This is a genomic window from Mitsuaria sp. BK037 (assembly GCF_014193045.1).
Classification (GTDB): domain Bacteria; phylum Pseudomonadota; class Gammaproteobacteria; order Burkholderiales; family Burkholderiaceae_C; genus Roseateles.
In genome coordinates this window covers 1,456,917-1,469,759 of sequence record NZ_JACHYS010000001.1, presented here as the reverse complement: position 1 = coordinate 1,469,759, position 12,843 = coordinate 1,456,917, and the positions used below count along the sequence as shown (strand labels likewise).

The 12,843-nt window shown below is 70.7% G+C and carries 9 protein-coding genes; 5 read left to right on the top strand and 4 right to left on the bottom strand.

The window, feature by feature from the left end; all coding sequences use genetic code 11:
- Positions 1-16 precede the first annotated feature (16 nt).
- From FHT37_RS06155 to FHT37_RS06135, 5 genes are all read left to right on the top strand, one after another.
- Positions 17-1,669, top strand: a complete 1,653-nt coding sequence (locus FHT37_RS06155) for an alpha-L-fucosidase (protein WP_183479523.1) — start codon at positions 17-19, stop codon at positions 1,667-1,669.
- A gap of 52 nt (positions 1,670-1,721) precedes the next feature.
- Positions 1,722-3,770: a beta-galactosidase gene (locus tag FHT37_RS06150; RefSeq protein WP_183479521.1), complete on the top strand. Its 2,049-nt coding sequence runs from the start codon at positions 1,722-1,724 to the stop codon at positions 3,768-3,770.
- A gap of 172 nt (positions 3,771-3,942) precedes the next feature.
- Positions 3,943-5,193: an AGE family epimerase/isomerase gene (locus FHT37_RS06145; protein ID WP_183479519.1), complete on the top strand. Its 1,251-nt coding sequence runs from the start codon at positions 3,943-3,945 to the stop codon at positions 5,191-5,193.
- A complete protein-coding gene (locus tag FHT37_RS06140) occupies positions 5,186-6,115 on the top strand; it encodes a carbohydrate kinase (protein ID WP_183479517.1) in 930 nt (309 codons plus the stop codon). The genes FHT37_RS06145 and FHT37_RS06140 overlap by 8 nt, the downstream gene beginning before the upstream one ends.
- 76 nt (positions 6,116-6,191) lie before the next feature.
- Complete coding sequence (locus FHT37_RS06135; RefSeq protein ID WP_175538265.1) at positions 6,192-6,644, top strand: MarR family winged helix-turn-helix transcriptional regulator; 453 nt, start codon at positions 6,192-6,194, stop codon at positions 6,642-6,644.
- A gap of 109 nt (positions 6,645-6,753) precedes the next feature.
- Here the strand turns inward: FHT37_RS06135 and FHT37_RS06130 are convergent, their stop codons facing one another.
- Genes FHT37_RS06130 through FHT37_RS06115 form a run of 4 tightly spaced genes read right to left on the bottom strand, consistent with a single transcriptional unit; the run spans position 6,754 to position 12,832 of the window.
- A complete protein-coding gene (locus tag FHT37_RS06130; protein WP_183479515.1) occupies positions 6,754-7,683 on the bottom strand; it encodes an alpha/beta hydrolase in 930 nt (309 codons plus the stop codon).
- Between the two features lie 42 nt (positions 7,684-7,725).
- On the bottom strand, positions 7,726-10,263 hold the full coding sequence (locus FHT37_RS06125) for an RND family transporter (protein ID WP_183479513.1): 2,538 nt from the start codon (positions 10,261-10,263) through the stop codon (positions 7,726-7,728).
- Positions 10,264-10,283: 20 nt separating this feature from the next.
- Positions 10,284-11,447, bottom strand: coding sequence for a YCF48-related protein (locus FHT37_RS06120; RefSeq protein WP_255489502.1), 1,164 nt, complete (start codon positions 11,445-11,447; stop codon positions 10,284-10,286).
- Entirely contained in the window at positions 11,447-12,832 is a 1,386-nt protein-coding gene (locus FHT37_RS06115) for a DUF1329 domain-containing protein (RefSeq protein ID WP_183479511.1), read from the bottom strand. Before FHT37_RS06115 ends, FHT37_RS06120 begins: the two co-directional genes overlap by 1 nt.
- Positions 12,833-12,843 lie beyond the last annotated feature (11 nt).

Genomic DNA, 12,843 nt, shown 5'->3' with positions numbered 1-12,843 from the left:
CGCTTGGAGTCCTCACATGCACGCAGGCAAGACCGGCGCCGCGTTGACGCGCCGATCCCTTCTCCAGGCCACGGCCGCGGCCGGCGCGCTGGCGTCGGCGCGGGTCCATGCCGCTGCGCCTGCCTTCACGCCGGACTGGGCGTCGCTCATCGGCGGCTACCGCGCGCCGGACTGGTTCCGCGATGCCAAGTTCGGCATCTGGGCCCACTGGACCGCGCAGTGCGTGCCCGAGGCGGGCGACTGGTATGCCCGCAACATGTACGTCCAGGGCCATGCCCAGTACACGCATCACCTGAAGACCTACGGTCATCCGACCCAGGTCGGCTTCATGGAGATGAACCATCGCTGGCGGGCCGAGAACTGGGATCCCGGCGCCCTGCTGGACCTGTACGTCCGGGCCGGCGCGAAGTACTTCGTGGCCCTGGCCAACCACCACGACAACTTCGACAACTACGAGTCGAAATACCACGGCTGGAACAGCACGCGCATCGGCCCCAGGCGGGACCTGGTCGGCCTGTGGGCCGAGGCGGCCCGCCGGCGCGGCCTGCGCTTCGGCGTCAGCAACCACTCGGGCAACGCCTGGCACTGGTTGCAGACCGCCTACGGCTATGACGCGCAAGGGCCGCTGGCCGGCCGGCGCTACGACGCCTTCCGCCTCACCGTGGCCGACGGCAAGGGCACCTGGTGGGAGGGACTGGATCCGCAGGACCTGTACACCGGTCGCAACATGGTCATCCCCGATGGGTTCACCGACGTCAAGGCGGCGGCCGAGTGGCATGCCGCCAACGACGGCGTGTGGCACGTGCCGCCACCGGCGCACAACCCGGCCTTCACGCGGCGCTGGTTCCTGCGCTGCCGCGACCTCATCGACCGCTACCGGCCCGACCTGCTGTACTTCGACAACGACGGCCTTCCGCTGGGCCAGGCGGGGATGGACATCGCCGCCCACTTCTACAACGCCAGCCGGGCCTGGCATGGCGGCCAGCTGGAGGCGGTGCTGAACACCAAGGGCCTGCAGGGAGATCGCCGCCTCGCCGTGGTGGAGGACGTCGAACGCGGCTCGCGCGACGACATCCAGCCCCACCCCTGGCAGACCGACACCTGCATCGGCGACTGGCACTACAGCCGCAGCGTCTTCGAGAACCACCAGTACAAGTCGGCCGCCACGGTGCTGCACATCCTGTGCGACGTCGTGTCCAAGAACGGCAATCTGCTGCTGTCGGTGCCGCTCAAGGCGGACGGCACGATCGACTCGGATGAGCGCCAGACGCTGGAGGGCCTTGCCGCCTGGATGGCGCGCCACGGCGAGGCCATCCACGGCACGCGGCCCTGGCGACGCTTCGGCGAGGGCCCGACGGTCGTGAAGGGCGGCGCGATGAGCGAGCAGCCGGCGACGCCTTTCACCGCGCAGGACATCCGCTTCACCACCCGGGGCGACGCGCTCCATGCCATCGGGCTGGGCTGGCCGCAGGACGGCGTGATGCGCGTCCAATCGCTGGCCCAGGACTCGGCCTTCGCGCCCGGCAGCATCGACCGCGTCGAGGTGGTAGGCGCCGCGGGCAGCCTGCCCTTCAAGCGCACCCGCCAGGGGCTGGAGGTGCGTGTGCCGGAGGGATTGGCCGGCTCGCCGGCCATTGCGCTGAAGGTGTTCGGTCGCGGCCTGGCCTGAGTTCCGCCGCGACATCCAACCAGCCACAGGGGCTCTCGCCGAGCCGCTCACCATGCAAGCTCTCAAGAAAACCTTCATTGCCTGCGCGCTGGCGCTGGCGTCCCTGGGCTCCGCGTGCGCCCAGAGCGCCGAGGGCCATCCCGACTGGCCAGGCCCCGGCCAGCTCTTCGCCGGCGTGAACTACCAGCCGGTGGACCGCACGCTCGAGCAAGTCAGGCGCGATGTCGCGCTGATGAAGCAGTCCGGTTTCAAGGTCGTGCGCATGGGCGACCTGTCCTGGGACTACTTCGAGCCCGAGGAAGGCCGGTTCGACTTCAGGCACTTCGACGCCGTGATGGATGCGGTGCATGCCGCCGGCATCCGCGTCATCCTGGACATCCCCGGCCTGCCGGCGCCGATGTGGCTGCATCACAAGTACCCCGGCGTCGACATCACCAACCAGGCCGGCACGCGGCTGGCCCCCGCCGAGCGCTACATGGACAACATCGGCGACCCGGACTACCGGCGCCTGGCCATCCGCATGGCCGACACCCTGACCAAGCGCTATGCCAAGCATCCAGCCTTGCTGGCGGTGGGCTATGACAACGAGATCGGCAACGGCTTCATGTCCTACTCGGAGGCCGATCGCAAGCGCTTCGTCGAATGGCTGAAGAAGCGCTACGGCAGCATCGAAGCCTTGAACAAGGCCTGGGCCACGCAACGCTGGTCGCGTCGCATCGGCAATTGGGACGAGGTGCGCTTGCCCTACGCAGACGGCCCCGGCCCGGCAGAGCGCTACCTGGACCTGCGCCGCTTCTGGTCCGATGTGACCATCGCCACGCTCGGCGATCTGGAAGCGGTGCGCAGGAAAAACACGCCCAACAAACCAGTGCTGTCCAACTATTGGGACTGGTCGGGCCGCAAGGGATTCGACTTCCTGGGCAGCTACCGGCGGCACACCACCTATGGCGCGATGGGCTTCTATGCCGGCGACGCGATCAACGGCGGCTGGGAGGCCACGATGATCAAGGGCGGCATGAGCACGCCGACCTGGTTCAACGAGTTCGCCGCCGGCGGCGGCGGCTCCTACGGCAGCAAGGGCTGGTCGCGCATGTGGGCCCACTTCGTGCTGCTGATGGGCGGCCAGGCCGCGCTGGCCTGGACCTTCAACAGCCACCTCGGCGGCGAGGAGCAGGCGCTGATGGGGCTGATCGACCATGACGACCGGCCCTCCTGGAAGCTGGCGGAATGGGCGGCCATCGCCGCGGACTACGCCAAGCTGGAAAAGCTCGGCTTCCCGCGCCGCGTCGAGCCGCAGGTGGCCATCGCCTACTCGTTCGAGAACGTCCACGCCACCAGCCCGAATGGCCCGTCCAACACGGTGCGCCAGTACATCAAGACGCCCTACCTGAAACAGGCGCAGGGCGCCTTCGAGCCGCTGCTCAAGGACAACGTCGACGTCGCCATCATCAAGCTGTCCTACGAGGACCTGAGCCGCTACCGCCTGATCATCCTGCCCGGCATGTACCTGCTGGACCGGGCCTCGACCGAGGCGGTGCGCCAGTTCGTGGCCGGTGGCGGCACGGTGGTGATGACGGCCCAGTCCGCCAAGGTCGGCGACAACAACCAGTGGCACAACACGCCGTTGCCGGGCCAGTTGACCGATGTCTTCGGCCTGCGCACCAACGAGTTCTATGACGCGGCCGGCACCTTGACGCTCGGCGGCGAGGAGATCAAGGGCACGGTCGAGCATTACGAGGTGCTGGAGCCCTCCAGCGCGCAGGTGCTGGCGCGCTTCACCAACCTGGAGGGCACGCCGCCCGCCATCACGGTCAACCGCTTCGGCAAGGGCAGCGCGTACTACGTCGCCACGCCGGCGCAGCCGCAGATCATGCGGCCGCTGCTGCGGCAGCTCCGTGCCGAGCTCGGCATCGCAGCCGGCCCCAAGACGCCGGACGGCGTCTTCGCCCGTGCGGTCGACGGCCGCGTGCTCTACGTCAACACCAACAACGCGCCGGTCGACGTGGCCATCGACGGCGCGATGCATGGCGTGCTCAGCGGCAAGCGCTTCGACGGCACGCTGCGGCTGGAGGCACGTGGCGCGGACCTGCTGGAGCGTTGAGCGCGGGACGGAACGGCCGGACGGGAACCCGGCTTGTTTACTAAACGTCGCGAAATTGGGGCCGATTCCCTCCGGCGAGATTGACCGTGGCGAGGCGCGCCCCCTATAACGGCGCGCAAACCCTCCGGGGCGTCGGCGTTGCTCCGGCGATCCCCACGGACCCATCCTCACCATGCCCAACGCCCGCGACCTTCCCGCCCTCCCCGACTTCAGGTCTCCAGCCGTGCTGCTCGCGCATGCCCGCCGCACCATGGACTTCTATCACCCGCGCTGCATCGATCCCAGTGGCGGGATGTACCACTTCTTCAAGGACGACGGCACCGTCTACGACGCGCATCAGCGCCATCTGGTCAGCAGCACCCGCTTCGTCTTCACCTACGCGATGGCCTACCGCCACTTCGGCGATCCGGCCCATCTGGAGGGCCTGCGCCATGCGCTGCGTTTCCTGCGCGAGGCGCACCGGGACACGGCGCAGGAGGGCTACCACTGGCTGCTGGACTGCCGCGCCGATCGGCGCGAGGTGCTCGACGGCACGCGCCACGCCTACGGGCATGCGTTCGTGCTGCTGGCCTACGCCCATGCCGTGATGGCCGGCCTGGACGAGGCCCGCCCCTGGCTGGCGGAGACCTTCGAGCTGATGGAGCGGCGCTTCTGGGACGCGGCGGCCGGCCTGTATGCGGACGAGGCCAGCGCGGACTGGTCGGCGCTGTCGCCGTACCGCGGCCAGAACGCCAACATGCATGCCTGCGAGGCCCTGCTGGCCGCCTTCGACGCGACCGGCGAACGCCGCTACCTCGAGCGCGCCCACCAGCTGGCCGACAACATCACCCAGCGCCAGGCCCAGCGCTGCGGCGGCCTGATCTGGGAGCACTACGACACGCAGTGGCAACCGGACTGGCAATACAACATCGACAACCCGGCTCATCTGTTTCGCCCCTGGGGCTACCAGCCCGGCCACCTCACCGAGTGGGCCAAGCTGCTGCTGCAGCTGCAAGCGCGCGGTGACGCGCTGGAGGCGGACCTGAGCTGGGCGCTGCCCACCGCCGAACGCCTGTTCAAGGTCGCGATGGACAAGGGCTGGGACCGCGCGCAGGGCGGCCTGCATTACTCGCTGGCGCCCGACCTGAGCGTGTGCGACGCGGACAAGTATTTCTGGGTGCAGGCCGAGAGCGCTGCCGCCGCGGCGCTGCTGGCGGTCCGCACCCAGGGCGACGCGGCCTTCTACTGGGACTGGTACCAGCGGCTCTGGGCCTACAGCTGGACCCATTTCGTCGACCACGCGCATGGCGCCTGGTACCGCATCCTGGACCGCGAGAACCGCAAGCTCAGCGATGAGAAGAGCCCCGCGGGCAAGGTCGACTACCACACGATGGGCGCCTGCTACGACATCGTCCGGGCCATGGGAGCAGCCGCTCATGCATGACGCGCCGCTGATGCTCTGCGCCGGCGAGGCGCTGACCGACCTGCTGCACCAGGGCGAGGACCGCTGGGTCAGCCGCGTCGGAGGCTCGGTGTGGAACGTGGCGCGTGCGCTGGCGGCGCTGGGCGAGCCCACCGCCTTTGCCGGCGCCGTCAGCCGCGACCACTTCGGCGACGCGCTGTGGCGGGCCAGCGAAGCCGCCGGCCTGGACCTGCGCCTGATGCAGCGTGTCGATCGCGCGCCCTTGCTGGCGGTCGTCGAGCGGGGCGAGCCGCCGTCCTACTTCTTCATCGGCAACGACAGCGCCGACCTGCACTTCGACGAGCAGGCGCTGCCCGCCGGCTGGTCGCAAGGGCTGCGCTGGGCGCATTTCGGCGGCATCAGCCTGGCCCGCCAGCCGCTGGCCGAGCGGTTGGTGGCGCTGGCCGAGCGCCTGAAGCGCCAGGGCGTGGCCATCAGCTACGACCCCAACTACCGCACGCTGATGGACGCCTCCTACGCACCGACGCTGCGGCGCATGGCCGCGCTGGCCGATCTGGTGAAGGTGTCCGACGAGGACCTGCTGGGGCTGTTCCCCGGCGTGGCGCCGGACGAATCCCTGCGCCAGCTGCGCGCGATGAACCCGTCGGCGCTGTGCCTGTTCACCCGGGGCGGCGCCGGCGCGAGCCTGCTGCGCGGTGAACAGCGCTGCGACGCGCAGGCGCCTCGGGTCGAGGTGGTCGACACCGTCGGCGCCGGCGATGCGAGCGTGGCCGGGCTGCTGCACAGCCTCGCCAGCCATCCCGAGCGTGCCTTGCCGGATCACCTGCACGCGGCCCTGGCGGCTGGCTCGGCCGCCTGCCAGCACGCTGGCGCCACGCCGCCCAGCCGGCAGGCCGTCGATCGGCTGTACGAGCAGCTGCGCGCCGGGGCGGCGCTCGCGTGACGCGGCGCCCGCCATCGCGCCACGAACCGCCATGAACCCAGGGGCCGCGGCAAGGCTGCAGTTATGCTGCTCGCCCATGAGCTCGACGCGCGACAAATCCGCTCCCCTCGACCAGTCCCGCCTCGCCCACACGCTGGGCTACGCCATCGCGCGCGCGGCGGTCACCACCAACCAGCTGTTCGCTCAGGGTGTCGGTGATCCGCTGGGACTCAGGCCGGTGGAGTTCACGCTGCTGCAGCTGATCTTCTCCAATCCCGCCACCACGCAGAAGCGGCTGTGCGACCTGCTGCGCGTGCCGGCGCCGCAGATGACGCTGATCCTGGACCGGTTGCAGGAACGCGGGTGGCTCGTGCGCGAGCGCGATGCCAACGACCGCCGCGCGCTGCACCTGCGGCTCACGCCCGCGGGCACCCGGCTGGCCGAGAAGAGCCTCGCGGCGCTGCAGGACTCCGAGCAGGCGCTCGAGCAGGTGCTGACCAGCGGCGAGCGCCTGCTGCTGCAGGAACTGCTCGCCAAGGTCGCCCGCTGAGGCGGCCGAGGCAGCCGAGACGGCAGCTCGGGCGCCCTCGCCTTCGCCGCGCTTTCGTGCTCGCCTGTGCTCGCCTGCGAGGGCCTTCGCTCGTCGCCCGCTGGCGCGCTCAGGCCAGCGCCTGTTTCAAGGCCTGCGCCATCTGCGCGAGCGCCAGGCGCGCGGCCGGCACGGCGCCGGCCATGCTGATGAAACCATGCGCCAGGCCGTGGTACTCGACGACGGTGACGGCATTGCCGGCCGCGCCGAGCGCCTCGCCGTAGGCCATGGCCTCGTCGCGCAGCGCGTCATGGGCCGCGAGCACCAGCAGCGTGGGCGGCAGGCCGGCCAGGCTGGGCGCCAGCAGCGGCGCGCCGCGCCAGTCGGGCGCCTTCGCCGTGGGGCCGAAGTAATGACGGCTGAAGTAGTCCATCGTCCGGCGCGTCAACGTCGGCCCCGCGGCATGCCGCTCGCGGGACGGATAGGCGCCGTCGTGGCCGCCGGCGGCCGGCGGATAGACCAGCAGCTGGAACGCGATCGCCGGTCCGCCCGCATCGCGCGCCATCAGCGCCGTGGTCGCCGCCAGCGCGGCACCGGCGCTGTCGCCGGCCACCGCCAGCCGGGCCGGGTCGCCGCCGAAACCGCGAATCGCCTCGGCGACCCAGCCGAGCGCGGCGAAGCAGTCCTCGACGGCCGCGGGATACAGATGCTCCGGCGCGAGGCGATAGGCGGCGGAGACGACCATGACGCCGCTGTCCGCGCAGAGCTGGCGGCACACCGCGTCATAGGCGTCGAGGTCGCCCAGCACGAAACCACCGCCGTGGAAGTACAGCGTCACCGGCAAGGCACCGGCAGCGCCGCGCGGCCGGTAGACGCGGACCCGCAGGGCCTGGCCGCCGAAGCGGGCCTCGTGCGGCGTCACTTCCACGTCGGCGGGCGGCACGGTGGCAGCCGTGCAGATCTGCCGGTACAGGCCGCGGCAGGCGTCGGGCGGCAGGTCGCAGAGATCGGGCGCACCGGCCGCCTGGGCGAGCACGTGCTTCAGATGCAGGTCGAGCATGGGGTCTCCTTCAAGACGATCGAGGTGAGGTGAGGCGTCGTGTCAGGCGGGCCCGGCCGTGCTGGCCGCGCCGCTGGTGGTGGCCGCGCCGCTGGTGGTGGGCGTGTTGCCGTTCGCGTTGGCGGCGTGGGTGGCTGGGCCGGTCGGCTTGAGCAGCCAGTGGGCCAGCGCCGGCAGCAGCACCAGCGCGCCGACCATGTTCCAGACAAACATGAAGGCCAGCAGGAGGCCCATGTCGGCCTGGAACTTGATGGGGGACAGCGCCCAGGTGCCCACCGCCAGCGCGAGGGTCACGCCGGTGAGCATGACCACCCGCCCGGTGAACTGCAGCGCGTGCAGGTAGGCCGCCGAGAGGCTCTCGCCCGCGCGCAGCCGGGCCAGCATGACGCTGAGCACATACAGCGCGTAGTCCACGCCGATGCCCACGCCCAGCGCGATCACCGGCAGCGTGGCCACCTTGACCCCCATGCCCAGGCCCACCATCAGCGCCTCGCACAGGATGGAGGTCAGCACCAGCGGCAGCACCGCCACCACCACCGCCCGCCAGGAGCGGAAGGTCACCCAGCACAGCACGACGACGGCGCCGTAGACCCACCACAGCATCTCCCGCATCGCCTGCTGGACGACGATGTTGGTGGCCGCGGCGATGCCGGCCGAGCCGGCGGCCAGCATGAAGCGCTCGGAGGGCGCAACCGCTGTCCCGGACGGCCCGGACGGCCCGGCGCCACCACTCGGTGCCGTTGCGTTGGTGGAGTTGGCGGCGATGAAGGCCTCGACCGTGTCGACGACGCTGGTCAGCGTCTCGGCCTTGTGGTCCTTCAGGTAGACGTACAGCGAGAGGAAGGAGCAGCCCTGGTTGAACAGCTCGCGCGGCGCGCGGGTCTGCACGCCGCCGAGCGCGCTGTCATTGGGGATGAGTTCGTACCACTTCAGCTGGCCCTCGTTGTAGCCCACCATCGCGAGCTTGGAGAGCGCCGCCATGGAGTTGGTGGACTCCACGCCGGGCAACTGCTCCAGCCGCCAGGCGAGCTGATCGACCTTGGCCAGCGTGCCGTAGCGCGTGCACTGGTCCTCGGGCGTGGCGACCATCACGACCAGGATGTCGCTGGAGGCGGCGTAGTGCCGGGTGACGTAGTCGTTATCGCGGTTGTAGCGCGAGTCCGCGCGCAACTCGGGCGCGCCGGGGTCGAGGTCACCGACGTGCAGCCGCGTGCTGACCGCATAACCCGCCACGGCCAGCACCGCCGAAACGCCAAGCGCCATCAGCGCCGGGCCGCGTTGCGTGAAACGGTCGAGCAGGCGCCACAGGCCCGAGTTGCCCGCGGCGGGATTGAACGCGGGGTCGTCGCGCAGGCTGCGCCGGGCGGCGGCCGGGCTCACGCCCACGTAGGACAGCAGGATGGGCAGCAGCACGAGGTTGGTGAAGATCAGCACCGCCACGCCGATGCTGGCCACCAGCGCCAGGTCCTGGATGGCCTGGATCTTGATCAGCGCCAGCACGGCGAAGCCGACGGCATCGCACAGCAGCGCGGTCAGGCCCGCGACGAAGAGGCGGCGGAAGGTGTAGCGCGCGGCGACCACCCGGTGCGTGCCGCGACCCACGTCCTGCATGATCCCGTTCATCTTCTGCGCGCCATGGCTCATGCCGATGGCGAAGACCAGGAAGGGCACCAGCACCGAGTACGGATCCAGCGCGTAGCCCAGCAGCGCCAGCAGCCCGAACTGCCACACCACGGCGATGAGCGAGCAGGCCACGACCAGCACGGTGCTGCGCACGCAGCGGGTGTAGGCCCACAGCACGCCGGCGCAGATCACCAGCGCCACGCCGAAGAACACCAGCACCTGGCGCAGCCCCTCGATGAGATCGCCCATGACCTTGGCGAAGCCGGTCACGTGCAGCGTGACGACGTCGCCGTCGTACTTCGCGCGCAGCGCCTCGATCTGCCGGCCCAGCGCGCCGTAGTCCAGCGCCTGGCCGGTCTTGGGATTCACGTCCAGCAGCGGTGCGAAGACGATGCTGGAGCGCGCGTCGCCGGCGACGATCTGGCCGATCTCGCCGGAGCGCTCGACATTGGCCCGGACCTCGGCCAGCGCTTCGGGCGAGCCGTCGTAGCTGTCGCCCATGACGGTGTTGCCGTCCAGCCCCTCCTCCGTCACCGCGACCCAGCGCGTGTTGGCCGTCCACAGCGACTTCATGAAGGGCCGGTCCACGCCGGGCATCAGGTAGACCTCGTCGCTGATCTTCTGCAGCGTGTCGAGGTAGCGCTTGTCGTAGATCGTGCCCTGGCGCGCCTCGACGACGATGCGCAGCGCATTGCCCTGGCCGCCGAGGTCGCCCTTGTGCGTCAGGTAGTTGACGATGTAGGGATGCTGGGTCGGGATGGTCTTCTCGAAGCTGGCGTTGAGCGTCAGCCGCAAGGCCTGCTGGCCCAGCCACAGCGTGGCCAGCAGGCACAGCAGCATGACCCAGGGCCGGTGGTTGAAGAGCAGCCGCTCGGCCCAGGAGCCGGAGCGGGTGTCGAAGTCGTCGAGCCGGGTCACCACGGGTGGGGTGCCGGCCGGGTCGGTGGCGGCGTGCATCGTTGGTGTCAGGGAGTGGATCAGGGTGCGGGTGAGGCGCGGCGGGTACCGCGCAGGCTGGCGATTACCCAGGCGCCATCGGGAGCGGCGGCCAGGCCAGCGGCAGGCAGCGGCCCGGCGGGCGGGGGACGGCGCGTGAAGCGATGGCCGTCGTCGGTGCTGACGAAGAGCTCGCCGTTCTGCGCCAGCAGCGTGAGCTCGCCGCGGTCGGCGCGCTCGAGGCCGGCCTGCAGGCTGACCGGCGTGCCGAGCTCGACCTTGTCCCAGCTCGTCCCGGCATCGCCCGAGCGGTAGACGCTGCCGCGCAGGCCGTAGGCCAGCAGCGCGCCGCTGCGCGTGGCCAGCAGGCCGAAGAAGCTGCCCTTGTAGGGCGAGGCCAGCGCGGTGAAGGAGACGCCATCGTCGCTGGAGCGCAGCAGCAGGCCCTGCTCGCCGGCGATGACCCACGCGCCGCCAGGCCCGCCGACGGCGCGCACGCCGTACAGGTGCAGGCCGCGCGGGTTGACCGCGCGCAGCGGCAGCGGGTCCCAGGTCCGGCCGCCGTCGCGCGTGGCCATGGCCAGGCCGTAGGCACCGACGGCGATGGCCCGCTGCCCGTCGAGGGCCTCCAGATCGAACCAGGGTTTGTCGGCGCCCTCCTCCACCAGGCGCTGCGCGGCGCGGCGGCTGGCGTCATCGGTCGCGGCGGCCAGCAGTGCCTGGGCCGCGCGCAGCCCGTCCAGCTGCAGCGTCCAGGTCTTGCCGCCGTCCTCCGTCTTCAGGATGACGCCGAGGTGGCCGACGGCCCAGCCGGTGCGGGCATCGACGAAGCGCAGCGCCGTCAGCCCCGCGCGCACCGGCACCCGGGCCTGCTGCCAGGTCTTGCCGCCGTCGTCGGACCACAGCACCGTGCCGCGCTCACCGGCGGCCACCAGGCGATCGCCGGCACGAGCCACGGCCAACGTGGCCGCGCCGAGCGCCTTGGGGCTGATCAGGGCTGGTTCCGCCAGCGCGGCCGGTGCGGCCGGTGCGACCACGGCCGGCGCGGTGACCGCGGTGGGCGCCATCGGCTCGACCGGCGCGCCGGCCCTGGCGCTCACGCCGGGTGCCAAGATCCCAGTGGGCGCAGTGCCCGCACTGGGCGCGGGCGCAGCGGCCTGCGCCGAGACGGCGCTCAGCAGCGCCAAGGCGGCCAGCCTCCGCATCACCGCGCTCCTTCGTTGGCCAGTTCCTCCGGGCTGAAGAAGCTGCGCGGCAGCGGCGCGACGACCTTGTACTGGCTGGGCAGCTCGTTGCTGGCCATGTTCAGGTAGTAGGCGCCGGTCTGCAGGTCGTAGCCGCCCCAGTACATGTTGCCGACCAGGGCCGGGATGTCCGGCGCCAGCAGCGTCAGCGTGTAGTTGGTGCGCCAGAGGTCGCCCTTGGCGTCCCAGCCGTCGAACAGGATGATCTGCCAGCTGTCCTCGTCGATGTAGTACTTGCGCTTGGGCACGACGTGGCGCTTGCCCTCGGCGAGCGTGGCCTCGACCTCCCAGACGCGGTGCAGCTCCCAGCGCACCAGGCTCGGGTTGAGCGTGCCCGGCGTCACCAGGTCCGCAACCTTCGCCGAGGCCGCGCGGTTGTTGTTGTAGGGGATGTAGAGCTCGCGCTTGCCCACCAGCTTGAGCGTGTGCTTGTCGATCGGGCCGAAGAGGTTGAAGGCTTCATCGAACAAACCGATGCCCGAGGTCACCGAGTCCGGCGTGTCGTAGGCCACCGACGGCGCCTTGCGCACCCGGCGCTGCCCCACCAGGTACTGCCACAGGCCGCGCGGGTTGCTCGCGTTCAGGTTGTCGTGCGCGAGGATGGCCTCGCCGGTCTTGGAGCCGGGCTCGCTGACGGCGAACTTGCCGAGCTGGTAGTAGCCATCGAACTTCTCGAGGCTGCCCTCGGGATCGTAGAACTGCTTGCGGAAACTCTGCGTGCCGCCGGAGGCCATCGCGCGCTTGCCGTCCGCTGTCACGACCCACACGCGCACCGGCGCCTGGATGTAGGTGCCGGTCCACGCCAGGCGATGGTTCTGGAACACCTCGTAGCCATCCTTGGGAATGGGGAACGGCGTACCGCCATAGGCGCCCTCGGTGCCGTGGCCGTTATCCACGAGCTTGGCGCGCGTGGCGTTCTTGAAGGTGTTGTCGTAGACCCATTGCGGCGCGGCAGCGGTGCGATGGGTCGGATAGACCTCGATGCGGAAGTCGGGGTACTTCTTCATCAGCGCCTTCACGCCGTCGCTGAGTTTGGCCTCGTACTGGGCCATGTTCTTGGCGCTGATCGAGTACAGCGGCTTTTCGCCCGGGAAGGGATCGGGCCGGGCGTCGCCGGCCTTGAAACCCGCGGGCGCCTTGGTCATGCCGCCGTCCCAGGCGGGGATGCTGCCGTCCTTGTTGGCGCCGCGTTCGGCGCCCAGCGGGGTCAGCGTGGTCTTGAGCCGGGCGGCCTCCTCGGCCGTGACGGCGGCGAGCGCGGGACCGGAGAGCAGCATGGCGGCCGCGGCAGCGGCGGAGGCAGCAGTGGCGGCGAACACGCGCGCCGGGAGAGGGATGCGATTCATGGGAGGTCTTT

Excerpts from the sequence above, each read along its gene's own strand:
- FHT37_RS06135 (WP_175538265.1), top strand. The coding sequence starts at position 6,192 with ATGAGCTCGACGCGCGACAAATCCGCTCCCCTCGACCAGTCCCGCCTC.
- FHT37_RS06145 (WP_183479519.1), top strand. The coding sequence starts at position 3,943 with ATGCCCAACGCCCGCGACCTTCCCGCCCTCCCCGACTTCAGGTCTCCA.
- FHT37_RS06155 (WP_183479523.1), top strand. The coding sequence starts at position 17 with ATGCACGCAGGCAAGACCGGCGCCGCGTTGACGCGCCGATCCCTTCTC.
- FHT37_RS06130 (WP_183479515.1), bottom strand. The coding sequence starts at position 7,683 with ATGCTCGACCTGCATCTGAAGCACGTGCTCGCCCAGGCGGCCGGTGCG.
- FHT37_RS06115 (WP_183479511.1), bottom strand. The coding sequence starts at position 12,832 with ATGAATCGCATCCCTCTCCCGGCGCGCGTGTTCGCCGCCACTGCTGCC.
- FHT37_RS06150 (WP_183479521.1), top strand. The coding sequence starts at position 1,722 with ATGCAAGCTCTCAAGAAAACCTTCATTGCCTGCGCGCTGGCGCTGGCG.
- FHT37_RS06120 (WP_255489502.1), bottom strand. The coding sequence starts at position 11,447 with ATGCGGAGGCTGGCCGCCTTGGCGCTGCTGAGCGCCGTCTCGGCGCAG.
- FHT37_RS06125 (WP_183479513.1), bottom strand. The coding sequence starts at position 10,263 with ATGCACGCCGCCACCGACCCGGCCGGCACCCCACCCGTGGTGACCCGG.
- FHT37_RS06140 (WP_183479517.1), top strand. The coding sequence starts at position 5,186 with ATGCATGACGCGCCGCTGATGCTCTGCGCCGGCGAGGCGCTGACCGAC.